17 protein-coding genes and 1 tRNA gene are annotated in these 18857 nt (G+C 54.9%); 3 read left to right on the forward strand and 15 right to left on the reverse strand.

Annotation, left to right across the window (positions count from 1 at the left end):
• The first annotated feature begins 9 nt into the window (after positions 1 to 9).
• Positions 10 to 2148 (forward strand): ATP-dependent nuclease, encoded by a 2139-nt coding sequence (locus IB249_RS20320; RefSeq protein WP_192307504.1) that lies wholly within the window; start codon positions 10 to 12, stop codon positions 2146 to 2148.
• Entirely contained in the window at positions 2145 to 4058 is a 1914-nt protein-coding gene (locus IB249_RS20325; protein ID WP_225607125.1) for an ATP-dependent helicase, read from the forward strand. Before IB249_RS20320 ends, IB249_RS20325 begins: the two co-directional genes overlap by 4 nt.
• 116 nt (positions 4059 to 4174) lie before the next feature.
• On the opposite strand, the gene IB249_RS20330 is transcribed toward IB249_RS20325, so the two are convergent.
• From IB249_RS20330 to IB249_RS20375, 10 genes are all read right to left on the reverse strand, one after another.
• Positions 4175 to 4534, reverse strand: coding sequence for a hypothetical protein (locus IB249_RS20330; RefSeq protein ID WP_007897491.1), 360 nt, complete (start codon positions 4532 to 4534; stop codon positions 4175 to 4177).
• A 268-nt stretch (positions 4535 to 4802) separates the two neighbouring features.
• Positions 4803 to 5783 (reverse strand): integrase domain-containing protein, encoded by a 981-nt coding sequence (locus tag IB249_RS20335; protein ID WP_192307506.1) that lies wholly within the window; start codon positions 5781 to 5783, stop codon positions 4803 to 4805.
• Positions 5784 to 6693: 910 nt separating this feature from the next.
• The gene (locus IB249_RS20340) at positions 6694 to 8016 is read right to left on the reverse strand and encodes a tyrosine-type recombinase/integrase (RefSeq protein WP_192307507.1); all 1323 of its coding nucleotides are present in this window, start codon (positions 8014 to 8016) and stop codon (positions 6694 to 6696) included.
• 172 nt (positions 8017 to 8188) lie between these two features.
• Positions 8189 to 8264, reverse strand: a tRNA-Thr gene (locus tag IB249_RS20345).
• Between the two features lie 119 nt (positions 8265 to 8383).
• Entirely contained in the window at positions 8384 to 9625 is a 1242-nt protein-coding gene (locus tag IB249_RS20350; protein WP_192307508.1) for a nucleoside deaminase, read from the reverse strand.
• Positions 9626 to 9903: 278 nt separating this feature from the next.
• Positions 9904 to 11154, reverse strand: coding sequence for a methyltransferase (locus IB249_RS20355; protein ID WP_192307509.1), 1251 nt, complete (start codon positions 11152 to 11154; stop codon positions 9904 to 9906).
• Positions 11135 to 11824 (reverse strand): ABC transporter permease, encoded by a 690-nt coding sequence (locus IB249_RS20360; protein ID WP_192307510.1) that lies wholly within the window; start codon positions 11822 to 11824, stop codon positions 11135 to 11137. The genes IB249_RS20355 and IB249_RS20360 overlap by 20 nt, the downstream gene beginning before the upstream one ends.
• Positions 11821 to 12516, reverse strand: coding sequence for an ABC transporter permease (locus IB249_RS20365; protein WP_192307511.1), 696 nt, complete (start codon positions 12514 to 12516; stop codon positions 11821 to 11823). The genes IB249_RS20360 and IB249_RS20365 overlap by 4 nt, the downstream gene beginning before the upstream one ends.
• 78 nt (positions 12517 to 12594) lie before the next feature.
• Positions 12595 to 13341: an ABC transporter substrate-binding protein gene (locus tag IB249_RS20370; protein ID WP_192307512.1), complete on the reverse strand. Its 747-nt coding sequence runs from the start codon at positions 13339 to 13341 to the stop codon at positions 12595 to 12597.
• Between the two features lie 13 nt (positions 13342 to 13354).
• Complete coding sequence (locus IB249_RS20375) at positions 13355 to 14128, reverse strand: ABC transporter ATP-binding protein (protein ID WP_192307513.1); 774 nt, start codon at positions 14126 to 14128, stop codon at positions 13355 to 13357.
• A 577-nt stretch (positions 14129 to 14705) separates the two neighbouring features.
• Between IB249_RS20375 and gabP the strand changes: the two genes are divergently transcribed.
• Entirely contained in the window at positions 14706 to 16097 is a 1392-nt protein-coding gene (gene gabP, locus IB249_RS20380) for a GABA permease (protein WP_192307514.1), read from the forward strand.
• Positions 16098 to 16171: 74 nt separating this feature from the next.
• On the opposite strand, the gene vapC is transcribed toward gabP, so the two are convergent.
• The 5 genes from vapC to IB249_RS20405 form a co-directional block, all read right to left on the reverse strand.
• A complete protein-coding gene (gene vapC, locus IB249_RS20385; protein WP_192307515.1) occupies positions 16172 to 16579 on the reverse strand; it encodes a type II toxin-antitoxin system tRNA(fMet)-specific endonuclease VapC in 408 nt (135 codons plus the stop codon).
• On the reverse strand, positions 16579 to 16809 hold the full coding sequence (gene vapB / locus IB249_RS20390; protein ID WP_192307516.1) for a type II toxin-antitoxin system VapB family antitoxin: 231 nt from the start codon (positions 16807 to 16809) through the stop codon (positions 16579 to 16581). The genes vapC and vapB overlap by 1 nt, the downstream gene beginning before the upstream one ends.
• A 149-nt stretch (positions 16810 to 16958) precedes the next feature.
• The gene (locus IB249_RS20395) at positions 16959 to 17411 is read right to left on the reverse strand and encodes a hypothetical protein (protein ID WP_192307517.1); all 453 of its coding nucleotides are present in this window, start codon (positions 17409 to 17411) and stop codon (positions 16959 to 16961) included.
• 6 nt (positions 17412 to 17417) lie between these two features.
• Positions 17418 to 17831 carry a hypothetical protein gene (locus IB249_RS20400; RefSeq protein ID WP_192307518.1) on the reverse strand — a complete coding sequence of 138 codons (414 nt, stop codon included), beginning with the start codon at positions 17829 to 17831 and terminating at the stop codon, positions 17418 to 17420.
• 19 nt (positions 17832 to 17850) lie between these two features.
• Complete coding sequence (locus tag IB249_RS20405; protein ID WP_192307847.1) at positions 17851 to 18831, reverse strand: alpha/beta fold hydrolase; 981 nt, start codon at positions 18829 to 18831, stop codon at positions 17851 to 17853.
• Positions 18832 to 18857: the final 26 nt, after the last annotated feature.

Consider the following 18857-nt stretch of genomic DNA (forward strand, 5'->3'; position numbering starts at 1 on the left):
GATAGGTTTATGAAAGTAGTAAGGATCGAAGTTAATAATTTTCGCTTGCTGAAGAAGTTCTCTCTTGACCTTGAGAGCAATCTTTCTCTGGTGTTGGGTAAAAATAATAGCGGAAAGACTTCGCTGCTCTCTGCATTAGAGAAGTTTATAAATTCTTCTGAAAAGCGTCAAATTGTTTTTGACGATTTCAACGTCGATTTAAAAGCAGCCTTAATTAAATTGGTGAGTGGGGCTGACCCGATAGGTCCAGAGAATGCCTATACCCCCTTGGGTATAACGTTGAAGTTATATATTGAGTACGATGGTATCGATAATTTGTCACCAGTAAGCCAGTTAATAATGAGCTTGGATCCTGATGATAATCATATAGTGCTTGGGTTTGAGTATCTGGTTAGCTATCCGCAGTTAACGGCGATGCGGAATGATTACAATGATGTAAAAGAAAAATATGACAACGATTCGAGTTTGTTTCTTAAGGAAAATCAGCATATTTACTTTGATCAAGTCAGGAAGAAAAGTTTTTCCTATAGTGATCCGGATGTGTTCACAGACTTGACTAAAGAAAATATTAGTTTGGCTGATGTTATTTCATTTAGATCTATCGGTGCGAAGCGGAGTGTTACGAATAAAGATAATGATAAAACACTCTCTTCTCAGACTGCAATCATATACAAAAAGACATCTGAGAACCAAGAGCAGCAAGAGGCTGTCGAGGGCTTTAAGAAGCAACTGCGTTCGACTGATAAGGAGCTGAGCGAAATATATCAGGATATGTTTTCTGGATTGTTGGGGAAAGTTGCAAAGTTTGGCGGATCTAGATTGTCCGAGACGCATATTAAGATTGCATCCACCCTGCAGCATCGAGAACTGTTGGATGGAAATACAACTGTGATGTATACCCACGATACCCATGATCTTCCAGAGCACTTTAATGGGCTTGGCTATATGAATCTAATCAGCATGATTTTTGAAATAGAAATGCTGATGACTTCTTTTCGGAGATCTAGTAAAGAAAATCCTGCTGCGATTAATTTACTTTTTATTGAGGAGCCGGAAGCGCATACACATCCTCAGATGCAATATACGTTTATAAAGAATATAAAGTCCCTGTTGAAAGAAAGCAGGATGAGAGAAGATGGAGTGGAGATTCATCTTCAAACGATTATCAGCACTCACTCATCTCATATCGTGGCAGAGTGTGACTTCGACGATATCAAGTATTTGAGGAAGTCACCTCTTGCTAACAGTGTGGACGCAAAAAATCTTAAGGCGCTCAAGTCGGAGTATTCGTCCGATGATGTGAATGACAATGCCCAGGCTGAACTCCACTACAAATTCCTTAAGCAATATCTTACGTTGAACCGCGCCGAGCTATTTTTTGCTGATAAAGCAATACTTATTGAGGGTGATACTGAGAAAATTCTTCTGCCAGCAATGATGAGAAAGTTTGATCAAGAGACTCCTGATGCTGGCGCTATACCTCTACTTTCACAGAATATTTCAATTGTGGAGGTAGGAGCACATGCTCAAATTTTTGAAAAGTTTATCCATTTTATTGGTATTAAAGCTTTAATTTTGACTGATATAGATAGCGGGATTAAAGAATTGCTTTTTGAAAAGGATGGAGTTACTCCCCAGCTATACAAAAAAGGCACTCAGAAAATAGAGACTATAAAATGTCGTCCTGATGACCCCGCGGCAGACCATACAGCTAATGGATCGTTAATATTTTATCACGGCAAGGTCAGAGAGGATTTGGGCTACTTTACCTCCCTTAATATTGAAGGTAAGGCTTTATCTAAAGTCGGAGGCGAATGGAAGGTCGATGTCGATGGCTGTATTTTTCTAGCATATCAAACTAAAGACGATGGCTATCATGGAAGAAGCTTCGAAGATGCATTCTTTTCGCTAAACAAAGCACTACTTGGAACTGACTCTGAAAAATTTCCATCTCTAACGCCTAAGTGGTTCAACAAATATATAAATGGCGAGTGCGATGCATTTGAGTTTGCAGAGAAGGCAGTTGGCAAAAAGCCTTCGTTAGCGATTGAAATCTTGCTTAATAGTATACCTGATAAAAAATCTGACTTTTCCAATTGGAAGACTCCTCACTATATCCAAGAGGGCCTGGGATGGTTGCGCAAATGAAGAACTTAGAGGAGGTTAGTGACGAGGCGAAAAAGATTCTTGATACTATCTGTGAGGGTAAGAGTTTTTTACTGAGTGGCGGTGCTGGAAGTGGTAAAACCTACTCTTTGGTAGAAGTTATAACGAATCTGGTTACCCTCAAGCCTTTGGCACGCGTAGCGTGTATTACCTACACTAACGCCGCGGTGCGGGAGATTGAGGGCAGAGCCAGCCATCCAAATCTGCACGTTTCTACGATTCATGACTTTCTCTGGGGAGTAATAAAACATTTTCAAGTAGAACTAAAGGAGGTTTTGTTAGCGCTGATTAATGATGACGAAATATTAGGTTTTAAAGTTTTAGATGGCAACGGCGAGCCAGAAAAGTTAGATGCTATTGAGGGGGATGTTAGGTATAAGGAGTACGTAAAATTTAGGGAGGGGGTAATTTCACATGATGAAGTTATTGTACTTGCTAACGAGATGTTTAAAAGATACGACAAACTATGCCGAATACTGAAAGATTGTTATCCATATATCATGGTGGATGAGTATCAAGATACTCAGGCGGAAGTTGTAGATATACTTCTTACGCAGTTGACTAGAGTTGGCGATCCAAATGTTATTGGTTTTTTTGGCGATGCAATGCAGGCAATTTATGATGAAGGCATTGGTGATTTAGATGCTTACAAAGGGGAGGGGGTTGGGCAGGTTAGAGAAATAAAGAAAGAAGAAAATCGAAGAAATCCAAAAAATGTAATCGATTTGGCAAACAAACTTAGGAATGATGGGCTTTTCCAAGTTCCTTCTAAAGATTTAAATGCTCCCAATATGACCAGCGGTGGGGGTGTAAAAGATGGTCATATACAATTTCTATATTCATCCAATGATGACGTTAATATTGTAAAAGAATATTTGGGTTGGGAGTTCTCCGAGTCATCAGGCGCTAAGGAACTCAATCTCACTCATAACCTTATCGCTGCCAAAGCAGGGTTTAGTGAGTTGATGAGGATTTATGATGGCGATAAGATTTTAGAGTATGTCCGTCGGATCAAAAGTTATATTAAGAAAAAGGAGCCTGCTTTTAACTCCGAGGGAAAATCGTTCGGAGAAGTATTGGCCGAGTTGAAGTATCAAAAGACAGGTAAAGCCTTAAAAGAAGTTGATCCCACAGACGGCATGGCCATATATATTACAGAACACCAAGCTATATATGATCGAGCGCTAGATTTCCCATATGGTGAGCTGGCTTCTTTATATATTGACAAAGACCAGCTTATAGACGATCAGAAATCTGATCGAAGTGAGCTGGGGCGTGGCGGTGGTAATAGAGATGACCTGATAAAACATTTATTTAAAATACAAAAAAATGTCCAGCTTTACTTGGATGGAAATTTTAATGAGTTTCTTCGCGTAACTGAGCATGCGGTCACATCTAAGAGTGATAAAGTTAGACTGAAGGAGAGGATTGTCAATTTATCGAAAATCGATGATAAAACAGTACAGCAAGTTATCGATGAGGCAAATGTAAATGGCCTTGTTAGGGTTGACGATCGCCTTCAATCATTTATCGAGTCGAAACGTTATATTTATAACCAAGTGGCTGCGCTCCCATTCTCTCAATTTCAGAAATTATTTGAATATCTTGAAGGATTCACACCATTCTCTACTCAGCATAAAACCAAAGGTCGAGAATTTCCTGATGTTCTGGTTGTTCTGAATAATGGGCGGTGGAACTCCTATAACTTTGATTATTTGTTTACTGATCGTATGGATAAAGAAAGTGTGGTGAATAGGACGCGTAAAATTCTCTACGTATGCTGTACCCGTGCAAAATCAAATTTGGCTTTATTTTATCACTCGCCATCTGACGCAGTTGTTGAAAAAGCGAAGGACTGGTTCGGCCATGAGAACGTAAAAAATCTAGATTAGCTTCCGGTGCTGGAAGGCAGTGCCTGATACTATCTGGAAATCTGGATAAGTCAGGCAGTGCTAATGAAGTTCAGATGCATATTTAATTGGTGACGCTTTTAGTTAATTCTTAACGTTTAAATGCTGTAGTTGTAGTGTGTTCCAGTATCGTAATCGTACAGAGAAATATTTTTTCCATTTATGGTTCCGCTAAAATATTTTTTTGTGTCGTAGTCATAGCCATCAAATTTCTTTCCGTTCATTTTGAGATTTACATGTTTTGAATTGTTGTAGTCATAGAAGTCTAGTGAGTTGTTGCTGCTTCCAGAAAAGAAGCTAGATGTTGTATAGTCATACCCTTCAACTTTTCCGTTTGAAATGCTAGCTGAAATATTCCTATGGCATGAAGTCGAATAGTCGTAAATAGAACTTATTTTTTTCTGATTTTTGGCAGCGCCGACTATGGCGGCGACCCTAGCTCGCGTTGTTTCTTTCATGTGTCAAATCTCCATTTTTTACTTAATCGCATAGCAATTAACTCTGCAGTCAGCTTATAGTAATAACGCGTGGACGCGGCTCGATGTCGTATTTTCCTGCACAAAAACCATAGCACATGCTTTCTTTGCCACGTCCATGGATTGTCTCGGTTCCAGCGCACAGCTATAGCTGCTTGGATGGCTTTTGCTTGGTGTAGGTGGCGCTGACGTGTCGTTTGCGATCCGCTCATGACTCCCGCGAGGAATACCTCCATATCGAATGGCTTGCTCATGCTCGGCCACCGATGTAAGCCGAAACTACGTCGATACGACCGTGCCCCAGCTCATAGCTGATTTGTGCGCGTGCCTCCTGATCGAGGTGTTGGTCGAGCTGGTAGCAACTACCTCCTTTGATTGGCGCAAGTTGGTTTGTAATCTGCTCATACCGTTCGCATGCGTAGGCCGCACGCAATTCGTGGAATCCCTTGAGGTTGTACGCGTGAAGGATGTCCCGTGCAGGGCGGATGATTCGCTGGTGAAAGTCTAGGTAGCTTTCGTTCGGTGCAAGTAAGTTGCCGCTTCCGACGGGAGAGACCTGCTCTGCGTACTTGAGCGCTTCACGAATATGGTTATCCACCCAGATCCAACGAGACGCCGACGCACCTGAGCGGCCACCTTTGGTGCCATCTTGAATGTTGATCTTGTCGTATCGTTCGGCTTCCCTTCGCAGTCGAGGAAGATCAGCCAAAATGGCCTCTCGCAAGCGCATGCCGGTTGCTCGCGCCAGCTGAGCGATGGCCGCGGCGCGCGGCTGCAGATGTTCGGATAGGATGTTGACGATACGTTTTACGTGATCGCGGTCCTGGCCTTGCGGCGGCATGGTGCGGACGCTGGTGCGCTGCTTCCCAAGCGCCTTGCTCGGACTCGCCACCCTTACATACTGATCACCACGCAGCGCTGCCAAGGTTCGGTTGACGCTGGACAATCGGTTTTGCGCAGTCGCGATGGCAAGCTCACCATGTTCAACTTGCTGGCGCAGATACCCGGCGTAGTCCAGCAAGGTCTGCCGGTCGATTTTCCTCGCATCGTTGAATCCCGGCCCATCTTCGGACCGACACCAGCGCACAAACGCTTGCCAGCGATCGGTGTGTGCTTTGACAGTCCCGTAATGCCCACCGCCGAACATGTCTTTCAACGCTTGCGGCCCGGCGTAGCTCAGCTGTCGTCCATACCCAAAATTGCGCCCATCCCGTTTACCGACCAACGCCATGATCAAACTCCTCTCGAAGTCAAAACGTTGAAGATTTTCCCCACGTCATCCCGCCAAGAATGTTGAGTGTTATCAGGGATCAAGGCCCCTGCGACCTGTGAGGGTTGTCCACTAACGCGGGACTTGCGGCTCCTTACGACCGGGAGCTTGGGCATCTCATGATCTGACCTCCTGAGCACTTCCGAAGAAGTGGGCGGGTGGAGGCTGCACTGGCTGACGAGATCAGCGCCGCGAGATCCTGAGTCGGGTGAAGGCAGTGATGAGATGACCGGGGCATGCCTGACTGTCAGTCAGGTGCAACCCATTCCTTGGGCTGCGGCACCATCATCTGCATTGCTGTTGCTGGTGACCTCGGTGTTTGTCACGCCGATTGTCACAAGGGGGAATGCCGCAAAGCCTTGTACGAGTTGGGCTGCAGCAGCGGTAGGAGCGCCCGTCTCTTTCCGGGAGAAAGAGACGGGCGCGGGTTGGCGCAATGAAATGGCCAAGCGAATAGGTTGCTGCAGGGCAGCTATAAAAGGGTATGAGTTGCCGCAGTGGCACTCTGGTAGAAGTAGGCATCCATCACATCGCTGTGACCGTGCGAGCCGCCGGACGCTAATCGCACTTTGGGAGAACCACCACGGTGTGGCTTAGCCTTAAAGGTTCTGGCTACCTGGGTTGCTGTCAACGACAGCGCTTTGCCCGATCTTTTCTACGCCTGTGGATAATTCGGGTCAAGACTCGAATTTTCGGGAGTTCTGCGGCTGTGGATGAAATTATCCACCGGTGGAAATCCGTGGTTTTCCACAGACAGTTGCGTGGGCTTTAGATTTTTTAAGTGAGGTCCATCCAAACAGGGCGGCTTTGCAGCCCTGTTTGGATGGACCCGCGTGGACAAGAGGATCACTGAGATATAAAGACCGAGCGCTTACTCAGTTGCGCCACGTTTTGCTTTTAAGCGAGTGACGTTCGGTCCGGTCTGGTTCGCGAATTCGTGGGGGGTGACATGCTCCTGTCGATTCGTCTCAAGGTACCGGCTCCACCAGTTCATGATCAATCTGCGCTCCTCAATGAATTCGGCCTTGTGGATGTAAGCAGCGCGGACGTTGTTGCGTTCTTTGTGGCTCATCTGCCGTTCAATGGCTGTCTCCGACCACAATCCTGACTCGATCAGTGCGCTGCAGGCCATCGAGCGGAAGCCATGGCCACAGATTTCGGTTTTGGTGTCGTAACCCATATTTCGAAGCGCGCTGTTCACCGTGTTTTCAGACATCGGTTTCGACGGGTTGGCATCGCCTGCAAATACCAGGTCGAATTCGCCGGTGAGGGTGCGGATCTGTTCAAGCAGGGTCACGGCTTGCGGCGATAAGGGTACAAGGTGGATGTCCCCGGCCATCTTCGTACCTCTTGTTGAAAAGGGTACTCCGTCCAACGCGGGTCGAGTGTCCGGTATCTCCCAGGTGCCGCGCTTGAGGTCGAACTCGCTCCAGCGGGCGAAGCGTAGTTCGCTGGAGCGGACAAACACATGTAGCGAGAGCATGACTGTCAGCCGAGTCAGCGTTCGTCCTTTGTAGGTGTCGATGCGCTCCTGCAATTCGGGCAGACGCGATAAGGGTAAAGCTGGGCGGTGAACTACCCTCGGGGCTTTGATCAAACCTTCAAGATCGGAGGCAGGGTTTGCCGCGATCTGTCGAGCACGTTTCGCCTCGCGCATGATGCTTTGCAGGTAGTTTTGTACCCTTAAGGCGACGTCAATCGTGCCGCGCTTCTGGATTGCTTCCAGAGGTTGCATCAAGTCGTGAGTGTCTAGGTCGACAATAGCGCGATCACCGATCAGTGGAAAAACATGGGTTTTTAGACGGCTCAGGACCGTCTTGGCATGGCCTGGAGCCCATTTGGCAGACATCGCTTTGTGCCAGTCCAAGGCTGCGCTCTCAAAGGTTCGGCCTCGGATTGTGGCTTGCGTCTTGGCTTGGTGTTTGGACTCGATGGGGTCGATGCCTTCCGCCAGCATGCGCTTGACCTCCAGGCGCCTCTTGCGCGCATCGGCGAGGCCGACCACGGGGTAGTTGCCAAACGAGGTCAGTCCTTCACGTCCATCAGGTTTTACATACCTGAAACGCCAGCCTTTGCGGCCATTGGGTTGGACTAAAAGGTAGAGGCCGTCACCGTCGAAAAGCTTGTAGGCGCGGTCGGTGGGCTTGGCTGAACGGCAAGCCGAGTCGGAGAGTGGAGCAGTGGTGCGCGACATAAGGGTACTCCTCCCTTTATCGAATGACCTTACCCCTATCTTTATCCTTAAAACGGCTGGTATCCATAAGATTTTGGCGGAATCCGACGGAACGCCAAAACGAAAAAACCCGCCAGAAGGCGGGTTTTTCTGGGGTTCTAGAGATTTTGAAAGCCTTCTCTGGAACCTTGGATGGTGCCGGCACCAGGAGTCGAACCCGGGACCTACTGATTACAAGTCAGTTGCTCTACCAACTGAGCTATACCGGCGTGTTAGGGCGACGATTATAGCGATTGGGTTGGTTCTGTAAACCCCTGAATTCAGACTATTTTTACGCGCTCGCCAGACCCGCCCCGCAGACGCTTCCACGGGGCTGGGCGGGGTGGGGTTATACGCCGTTTCGGACGGCGTTGATCAGGTCCTGGCTCAGGACCTGGGCGGGGGCGACCTGGACGCTTTGGGTGTAGAACGGCGGCAGGTTCTGGGCCAGGGTCGAGAGTGCCTGGGCCGTGGTGTTGCCCGGTAGCAGCACGTATTGCAGGTTGGACGGGTAGCTCTGTGGCACCGGGCCTTCCATGGTGGAGCCGTAGGCGCCGAAGGTCATGACGGCTTGCGGCGTGGTCGGGTCGGGGGCGTAGAGGAAGACGAAGGTGCCGTATTTGGGGTGGGTCAGGTAGTGCCCGGCTTCGGCGCGGACGGCCGGGTCGGGGTCATTCATCAGGGTCCAGCGCATGACGGCGTAGTTGCGGGTGGTTTCCATGAAAGCGGTACGAATCGGCGACTGGTCTTCCGCACCGCCCAGGCACGCCAGCAGGTTGCCGAAGGGGTCGATCAGCGCGACCGCATTGAACACCCGGCTTTGCTGCGCCGTTTTCAGCAGGGGCGCGGCGAGTTCTACGCCCGGGTCGCGGGGGTTGGCCGATTGCACGGTCAGGGCGAACGGGCTGAGCGCGGTGAGTGCCTGGCGCACTTTGCTGTTGGCGGGCAGGGTGGCCGGGTTTTGCAGTTGCTCCGGTGGCAGGCCGCTGTTGTTGCTGGCGTCGCGTACGGTGTTGACGCTGGCGGAGAAGATCGAGCTGCAGAGGAAATACGCCGCCGAGTCGATGCTCTCGCCGCCGAACACCGGGCGGGTCGAGCCTTGGTAGGGGCGGCTCACCGGCGCCGCAACGGCGTAGTAAGCCCAGGTGCCCTGGGCTTGCTGGCGGATTGTCGGTGGCAATGACGGAAAGTTGAACTGGCTGTTGTAGTTGATGCCGGCGTAGTCATCGATCGCGCTGACGGCGACGTTGAATCCGGCGGTCAGCAGCGAACCGGCGCACATGGCGCAGGGGTCCAGCGTGGTGACCACGGTCAACTGATCGGGTGCGGGCAGGTTCAGGCGCACCGCATTCTTGTAATACCAGTCCACCAATTGTCGTTCGCCATGGGCGGTCGGGTCGTGGGGCAGAAACCAGGTGGTGGCGTTGCCGGGAAAAGGCATCAGCACGTTGTTGTGCAAAGCGGCGATGAGCTCGCCGGTTGCGTTGTTGATGATGGCGCCGCCCACGGCGAAGGTCTGTTGCAGCGCCGCGTAAATGGCTTGATTGGCGACGGTATCGACGGCTTCCTGCGCACTGTTCAATGTGCTCATGATTGCTTAGCTCCTTGCTGGTCCCTGAGGTCAGAGAATTCTGACGCCTGGCAAAGATAGTCGAGGATTTTCCGGGTGTTTATGTTGTTTTGGCTTAACGCTTATGCACAACGGGCTGCCTGATGCACTTGACGCGGCGCAAAAATGTGGATCCGTTCTCATTTGGCCGCAAATACCTGTTTTTGTGGTTTTTTCTACCTGTGTACGAAAATTGAACAAATTGGTTTCAAGCCTGAAACAGCTGTAAATATTGGATCCATGATATTTCATCAACAGAGTTATCCACAGGCTGCGACGGCTTGATCGCGCTCCGCGAGCATCAGTAAATTACGCGGCGTCAGCGCTGTTTCGCAGAAGGTGCCGAGGCGAAGGGTGTAGCCCTGCTCGGTGAGGAATAGTGCTCGATCTAGCACCAGCCAAAGCTCTAGTGGGCGTCGGAAAAGTCCGCGAAGTAGCTCCAGATTGCGCACTTCTGCCAGCCGCTGCCATCCAGCCGCCTCGAGGGCTGACCAGTCCTGCGTACCGATTGTGGATAACTCCTTGAGCGCGGCCAAATGATGGCAATAGTCGGCAAAGGGTTTGTCCAGCCAGGCGCTGGGCAGCGACGGCGTGGGCAGGTACTCATCGACGCCTCGCAGTTGCCGTTGCAACAGGTCGAATGCCAGACGCCGGGCCATTGAGAGGTCGCGCTGGCGTCGCACGCGAGCGCCCGCCGTAACGGTTTCACTCATCGGCAGAGACAGGTCGTCGAGACTCAGCTGTAGCTTGGAGCGAGCCGCCACCGAGGAAACCGGCTGATAGTGCGTCAGATCGATCCGGTTGTAGCAACACGGCGCGACGGCCATTTGCTTGCAGCCTGCGGCGCTGGCGAGCTGGATCAGGCGCACGTGCAAGTCGCCACAGGCGTGCAGGGCCACGGGCGTGTGTACGGAGCTCAGTAATGAGGTGGCATCGGGCGCCAGCACATCCTGCTCGACATGCTGCGCCGGCAACTGATGACGCAGGCTGAGCGCCTGGCCGGCCGCCACCAGCGCCGGGTCGTGTTCAAGGCAGGTGAGTTGCTGGTCGGTCTGCAGCAGCCGTCGTCCCAGGTGACCCTTGCCGGAACACCAGTCCAGCCAGTGCGTGGGCGACCTGGCGAACGATAGGCGGCTGGCAAACGCTTCGATCTGTTGCCACTTGCGCCCCGGCACGTCGACGTTCAACCGGTGCCCGGCGGCTTCCAGTGCATGCGCGGGCAATGGTCCTACCGCGCTCAATGCAACAGACCGCGCCGCCAATGAGGCAAACGGCTCCGGCGCATCCAGCAGCGCCGGTTGGTTATGTGCGTTTTCCGCGTCTTCCAGCGAGCGGCTGCGTAGCCATGAAGCCAGCTCGGGGTAGGACGCTTCCCAGGGAAGGTGCAGATGAGTAAACGGTCGAGGTTTCCACAGCGCCTGGTGTTCGATCAGGAATGCGTCCAGCGCCTGGAATCGGGCGAGCAGGGCCTCGCCCGTCAGCACACCGGCATCAACGCCCCTGGCAGGCATCGACGCGCAACCAGCGCTCCAGCAGCTTGAAGCCGCGCACCAGCACGTAAGCCATCAGCAGGTAGAACATGCCGGCGGCGAAGAAGATTTCCACCGGCAAATACGTCCGGGCGATGATGGTGCGGGCCATGCCGGTCAGCTCCAGCAGGGTCACCGTGCTGGCCAGGGCGCTGGCCTTGAGCATCAGGATCACTTCGTTGCTGTAGGCCGGCAGGCCGATGCGCGCGGCACGGGGCAGGATGATGTAGAACAGCGCCTTGTTCCGGGACATGCCCAGCGCCCGCGCGGCTTCGATCTCGCCCGGTGGAATGGCCTGGATTGCACCGCGCAGGATCTCAGCGATATAGGCGGCGGTGTGCAGGGTCATGGTGACCGTGGCGCACCAGAACGGATCGCGCAGGTACGGCCACAACACGCTGTTGCGGACCGCATCGAACTGCGCCAGGCCGTAGTAGACCAGGAACAGTTGAACCAGCAGCGGCGTGCCTCGGAAAAAGAAGATGTAGCCGTAGGGAAATGCCCGCACCCACCACAGGCGCGACGAGCGTGCGATGCCCAATGGAATCGCCAGCAGCAGACCGGCGATCACGGCGATGGCGACCAGTTCCAGGGTCAGTGTGGCGCCCTGGGCCAGTTTCGGCAGCCACTTGATGATGACTTCCCAGTTCATTGGGTGCTCCTGGCGAAGCCGCGAGCGGCGCGTTTTTCCATGAAGTACATGCCGGTCATGGCCAGAACGGTCAAGCCCAGGTACATGAACGCCGCCACCATATAGAAGGTGAACGGCTGCTTGGAGACGGTCACGCCGATCTGCGCGTGGCGCATGATTTCTTCCAGGCCGATCACCGACACCAGCGCGGTGTCCTTCATCAGGATCATGAACAGGTTGCCCAGGCCGGGCAGGGCGATGCGCCACATCTGCGGCATGATCAACCGGGTGAAGATCCGCCACTTCGACAGGCCCAGGGCCACGCCGGCCTCACGATGGCCCTTGGGAATGGCGAGGATGGCGCCGCGGAACACTTCCGTGGCGTAGGCGCCGAAGCACAGCCCCAGCGCAATCACGCCGGCGGCGAAGGCATTGAGTTCAAGGTCGGGCTTGCCGAAGAACTCGCCCAGGGCACGCATCAGGTTGACCGTGCCGAAGTAGATCAGCAGCACCCAGAGCAATTCCGGGATGCCGCGAACCAGTGTCGAATAGGTGCCGCCAAGCCATTGCAGCGGCTTGTACGGGGAAGTCTTGGCCAGGGCGCCGAGCAAACCCAGCACCAGTCCCAGGCACAGGGCCGAGAGCGCCAGTTTCACAGTCATCAGCGCACCGGCGGCGAGCGCCGGGCCGAATCCGTAGAGGTCGATAATCATGGATTTCTTTTCAAATCGCGGCAGGCAAGGCCGGGGACCGGCGACGTCGCAGGACGGCGCCGGTCCGGCACGTCAGGATCAGTAGATGCTGAACGGGAAGTACTTGTCGTTGATCTTCTTGTAGGTGCCGTCAGCAACGATTTCTTTCAGTGCAACGTTCAGCTTCTCGCGGATCGGGTCGCCTTTGCGTACAGCGATACCGATCTTGTCGCTTTCTTCCACCGGGTCGCCCTTGAATTCGTACGACTTGCCGGCGTCGCTTTTCAGCCACTCGTAGTTGACGTACTTGTCGGCCAGGATCCCGTCGACGCGGCCAGCCGTCAGGTCGAGGTAGGCGTTTTCCTGGGTGTCGTAGAGTTTCACTTCGACGCCCGGCATGTTGTCTTCCATCCAGGTGCCGGCGAGGGTCGCACGTTGGGCGCCGATCACTTTACCCTTGAGGGCGTCCTTGTCGGTCTTGAAGTCAGCGTCTTTCTTGGCGATGAACTGCAGCTTGTTCGAGTAGTACGGGTCGGTGAAATCCACCGCCTGCTTGCGCTCGTCGGTGATCGACATCGAGGAGATCAGGAAGTCGAACTTCTTGGCGTTCAGGGCCGGGATGATGCCGTCCCAGTCGGACGTGACCACGGTGCAATCGACTTTCATCTTGGCGCACAGGGCGTCGCCGATTTCCTTGTCGAAACCGACGACGTTGCCGCTGGCGTCTTTATTGTTGAACGGCGGGTAAGCCGCTTCGATGCCCATCTTCAAGGTTTCGGCCATGGCGCCGGCGCTGAAGGCCAGAGTGACGGCGGCGGCCAGGAAGACCTTCTTGTAGTTCTGCATGCGGGTAGCTCCGTTAGCGGTTGCTGGACATGAATTGTTTGCAGCGCGCCGAAAGCGGGTTTTCGAACACCTGCTGTGGCGATCCTTGCTCTTCTACCAGGCCCTGGTGGAGGAACACCACTTCACTGGACACCTGGCGGGCGAAGCCCATTTCGTGGGTGACCAGCAGCATGGTGCGGCCTTCTTCGGCCAGTGCGCGGATGACATTAAGTACTTCCTGGACCATTTCCGGGTCAAGGGCGGAGGTGGGTTCGTCGAACAGGATCACCTTGGGCTGCATCGCCAGCGTGCGGGCGATGGCGGCGCGTTGCTGCTGGCCACCGGAGAGTTGGGCCGGATAGGCGTGGCGCTTGTCGGCGATGCCGACCTTGGCCAGCAGGGCTTCGGCGACCTCGATGGCTTCGGCCTTGCTCTGGCCCAATACGCGGCGCGGGGCTTCGATGATGTTGTCGAGCACGCTCATGTGCGGCCACAGATTAAAGTTTTGAAACACAAAACCAATCTCGCTGCGCAGACGGTTGATCTGTTTGGCGTCGGCGGCGACCAGTTCGCCATTTTTGGCGGCTTTAAGCTTGAGTTCTTCGCCGGCGACCAGGATCTGGCCCTGGTGCGGATTTTCCAGCAGGTTGATGCAGCGCAGGAACGTGGACTTGCCGGAACCGGAGGAACCCAGGATCGAGATCACATCGCCGTCGCGGGCGGTCAGCGATATGCCCTTGAGCACCTCGAGCTGTCCGTAGCGTTTGTGCAAGTTGCGGATTTCAAGCGCGGGCGTGGCCTCAGCCATGTGCGTTCCTCATAGTGTGTTGCGCTCCTGCTGTTGGCGGGCCTTCCTGACGAGGCGGCCAACCTAGCATAGCGTCTGAATGCCAGCCAACAGCGCCACGGGCAGTAAACGGGCGGTCTGCGGCAGGTTGTCGCATCGGCACAGCAGACTGTCGCGCTGCTATCAACCGAACAGCCGTTTGAAGCCCGCACTCAAATGAAAAGCCAGATGAAAAGCGCGGCGGCGTTCGCAAAAGGGGCGCGATGTTGCCAGCTTTGGCGGGGTGTTGGAAGCGCTAACCGGCCAAACGTTATCGATCCGCACTTTTATTGTGCGTCCAGCCTTTTTTCAGTGTGTTTCTGGTGCGCAGATTCGTTCCCAAAGTGAGTCGCAGGGTAACGTTCTGGCAAAATGCCATTAATCTCAATGGGTTGCGATGACTGTCCGGTCGCGCTGGAGGCCCCGTGCTTGAAGACTGTGAAACATTTTGGCGCAATATTTGCGTGCAGAATCCGGAACGCCCTGTTGGTTTCTTTTTACGAGAAGGAAGACCAGGCCGGGCAGATGCACATCGCTTTCCTTTACAAAGGTAGTTTCAATGAGCAGTACCCCAAGCTCCAACGGCCTCGAACAGGGGCTCAAACCGCGTCATGTGACCATGCTGTCGATCGCCGGGGTTATCGGTGCCGGCCTGTTCGTCGGCTCCGGCCACGCCATCGCCGCCGCTGGACCAGCCGTGCTGCTGGCCTATGCCGCCGCCGGCATGCTGGTTGTACTCGTCATGCGTATGCTCGGTGAAATGGCGGTTGCCTCGCCGGACACGGGTTCCTTTTCGACCTACGCCGATCGCGCGATCGGTCACTGGGCCGGCTTCACCATCGGCTGGCTCTACTGGTGGTTCTGGGTGCTGGTCATCCCGCTGGAGGCCAACGCCGCCGCGACCATCCTGCATGCCTGGTTCCCCGGCGTGGACATCTGGGCGTTCGCCTTGGTCATCACGCTGCTGTTGACGGTGACCAACCTGTTCAGCGTGAAAAACTACGGTGAGTTCGAATTCTGGTTCGCCCTGCTCAAGGTGGTGGCGATCATCGGTTTCATCATTCTCGGCGTACTGGCGATCTTCGGCTTCCTGCCGGGCAGTCAGGTCAGCGGCGTATCGCACCTGTTCGACACCCAGGGCTTCCTGCCCAACGGCATGGGTGCGGTGCTGGGCGCCATCCTGACCACCATGTTCTCCTTCATGGGCACCGAAATCGTGACCATCGCGGCTGCGGAATCGAAAAACCCTGGCAAGCAAATCTCCAAGGCCACCAACTCGGTGATCTGGCGGATCGGTCTGTTCTACCTCGTGTCGATCTTCATCGTGGTGGCGCTGGTGCCATGGAACGACCCGGTTCTGGCCAGCCTCGGCTCCTACCAGACCGTTCTTGAGCGCATGGGCATCCCTAACGCCAAGATGATCGTCGACATTGTCGTACTGGTTGCTGTGACCAGCTGCCTGAACTCGGCGCTATACACCTCCTCGCGCATGCTCTTTTCCCTGGGCAAGCGCGGCGATGCACCGGCCGTGGCCACCCGCACCAACAACAGCGGCACGCCTTACTGGGCGGTGATGTTGTCCACCGGCGCAGCGTTCCTGGCGACCTTCGCCAACTATGTGGCCCCGGCCGCCGTGTTCGAATTCCTGCTGGCCAGTTCCGGCGCCATTGCGTTGCTGGTGTACCTGGTGATCGCGTTCTCGCAATTGCGCATGCGCAAACAGCGTGTGGCGCGCGGTGAGCAAATTGCCTTCAGCATGTGGCTGTTCCCGGGCCTGACCTACGCGGTGATCATCTTCATCGTCGCGGCCCTGACCATCATGGGCTTCCAGGATGCCCACCGCGTGGAAATCCTCGCGACCGGCCTGTTGAGCCTGTGTGTGGTCGCTGCCGGCATGTTTGTGGCTCGTCGTCGCAAACTGCAGGGAACAGGTGCGGTCGTGCTGAACTGATCCACAGCGCATGACGCAAAACGGCCGCTGTCAGTGATGACAAGCGGCCGTTTTGTTTGGTCTGTTTCGTTGGGTCAGCAAGGGTGCACCCAGTCCTCGGCGCGCAAACCCGGTACCCGTGAAAATTCCCGCAAGTTGTTGGTAATGACGATGAACCCCCGAGAACGCGCATGGCCTGCAATCATGCCGTCATAGGGGCCGATGGGAGTTCCGGCCTTGGCCAGTTCAGATCGAATCATCCCGGTATGGGCCGCCGCGTCGTTGTCGAATGGCAAGACCTCGAGGCGAGCGGCCAATCCCTCAATGACCGAAAGATTTCTTTCCGGCGTTGCCGACTTTTCGGCGCCGTAAACCAGCTCCATAAGCGTGACCGCACTCATGCACATCTGGCCGTCGTGCCTGTTGAAAGCGTCTCTCACCGCTTGAGGTTTGTTCTTGATCGTATAGATGCAGATGTTGGTGTCGAGCATGAACTTGATCATCAGAACGACTCGCGCTCCTGATCGACAGGCTGATCACGATCGGTCATGAAGTCGGTACTTGCGCAGTCGCCAGCAAACCAGCTGTCCCAGGTCTCTTGAGCAGGGGTAATGATTCGAGTCCGGCCGACAGCGATGACGTTGACTCGTTTCACGTCGCTTGGCATGGCAACAGCCTTGGGCAAACGGACAGCCTGGCTGCGATTGCTCATGAAGAGGGTGGTCTGTTCCATGCGTGGCTCCTGTGCTTGCCCAGATGGGCAAAGCATAGGTCGGCATTGGGATATGTCAATGGGATATGCCAGGCTGCTGACGGGAGGTTGTGAAGCACAAACGGCCGCTGTCAGTGATGACAAGCGGCCGTTTTCATTCAGGCGCTTGGTTACTCGCCTTTTTCTTCCCGTGCTTCCAGCGACTGGCGATAAACATCCAGCGCCTGGCCAAAATCACTGATGAACTGCGGCTCGCTGAGCCAGGCCTGCGCAGCCTCGCGGTCCATGCCGTCGGCCCACATGCGGTAGTCGATCAGCATGTCGGCGGCCAGGTGAGTGGCGGCCATGGCTTCGTTGTCGGCGTTTTCCAGGTCGAGCAGTTCAGGGTGATCGTTGATGATCCCGGCGAGGTCGGTCAACAGGACCGAGAGCATGTCACTGCGGCTGGCCGCTTCGGCATCGCGCATTTTACTGAACATCGCCAAGGTGTATTCCGGGATCGGTTCGGCGAGGTGGCCGAGGTCGTCGTCCAGGGCAACGGGTTTTCTACCGACCATGCGGATTTGCTTGGCTTTGGCTTTGGCACGTTTGGCGCGTTTCTGCTGTTTGTTCGGGGAGGCCATGGGAACTCAGTTTTTCTGTTGGGTTTGCGCGGCGATAGCGTCGGACGCTGCCACGTAATCTTTCTGGAACGCCGGGGATTCGATCCAGGCCAGGGCGCCGGCTTCGTCCGCTTCGGTGGACCACTGGCGGTACTCGATCAGCGCCGCCAGGATGAAATCCATCGCGCCTTCCTCGCCTTCCTGTTCGTACACCAGCTCCAGCAGCGGGTCTTCCAGGAACGCTGTGCACATGGCCTGCTGGCTGGTTTTTTCGGCGTCGATCATTTTCTTGAACAGTTCGGTAAGGTCCACCGACTCGAAATCGATGCGGTCGTCGTTCGGGTCCAGCTCGACCGGCGCGGCAGCCCGTTGGGTGCGGTTCTGCTTGGCCTTGGCTTTGGCGCGGGTGGCACGTTTTTGCTGCTTGTTGGCGGAAGCCATGATGTTGATCCGTGGTGCGTTAAAAGGATTCGCCGCGCGGCACCAGCCGCCCCGGTGTCTCAGGGGCCAGCTCGCCGTTTTGCAGCCAGGACAATGCGATGGGCCATAGTGTGGCTTGGTATGCGCTGCGAAAAAAGGCGAAATGTCCGACTTCTTCTTCGCCGATGTCTTCGGGGGCAATGCGCAGGTGGGTGTTCGTGCCGCCGGTGAAGTAGCCGAGCAGGCGCTCGATGGCCGGAATCGTGCCGTAGGGGTCGTCGGTGATGCTGATGGCCAGGGTCTTTGCCGTCATTGTCGCAAACGGCAAGGCACCGGCACTGGCGGCAATGGCGCGACCGCTGGGGCGGGTTTCATAACGGGCGGTGGGTGTGCTCCAGTCGCGGACCACACCCGCGGGGGTGTCTTCCAGCCAGCCAAGGCGTTTGCCGGGGAAGTAGCCGTAGATCAGGGTCATCAGTGGCATCAGCACATGCCACTTGCCGAACATCCGCCAGCGGTGAGCCGGTGCATAGTCACGCCAGTAAGCGAACTGGGCGCCGACAGTGACCAGGCGCCGAATGGCCCGTCCTGAAGCACCAAGGCCCGCCGCACAGCCTCCAAAGCTGTGGCCGACGACGTCGATGGGCTGGCCGGGAAACTCGCGCTGTGCGCGCCCCAGCATCGCCTCGAAATCCAGCACGCCCCAGTCGGACCAGGATGCCTGCAGCCCCTTCAGTGAACCGGGCCGCGATTCGCCGATGCCCCGGTAGTCATAGGTGATGACGTCGAAGCCGTTGGCGAACAGGTAATCGGCGAAGCGCGAATAGTGTCGGCAGCGCACCGACGTCGCGGCGTTGATGATCACCACCGGGCGCCGAGCGTCATGGGCCGCATGGCGCCAGGTCAAACCGCCGAGGATGAAGCCGTCTGCGGCGGACTCCTTGAAGGGTTCGCCGGAAACGGCAGTGGGCAGCGGCCACTCGATTTGAGTGGGGGCCAGTGACATGTCCTGCGAGTTCATCACGTGCGGACCTCTACGGGGAGCTG

Origin of the sequence: Pseudomonas sp. PDM04 (assembly GCF_014851765.1) — a bacterium.
In the GTDB taxonomy this organism is placed as follows: domain Bacteria; phylum Pseudomonadota; class Gammaproteobacteria; order Pseudomonadales; family Pseudomonadaceae; genus Aquipseudomonas.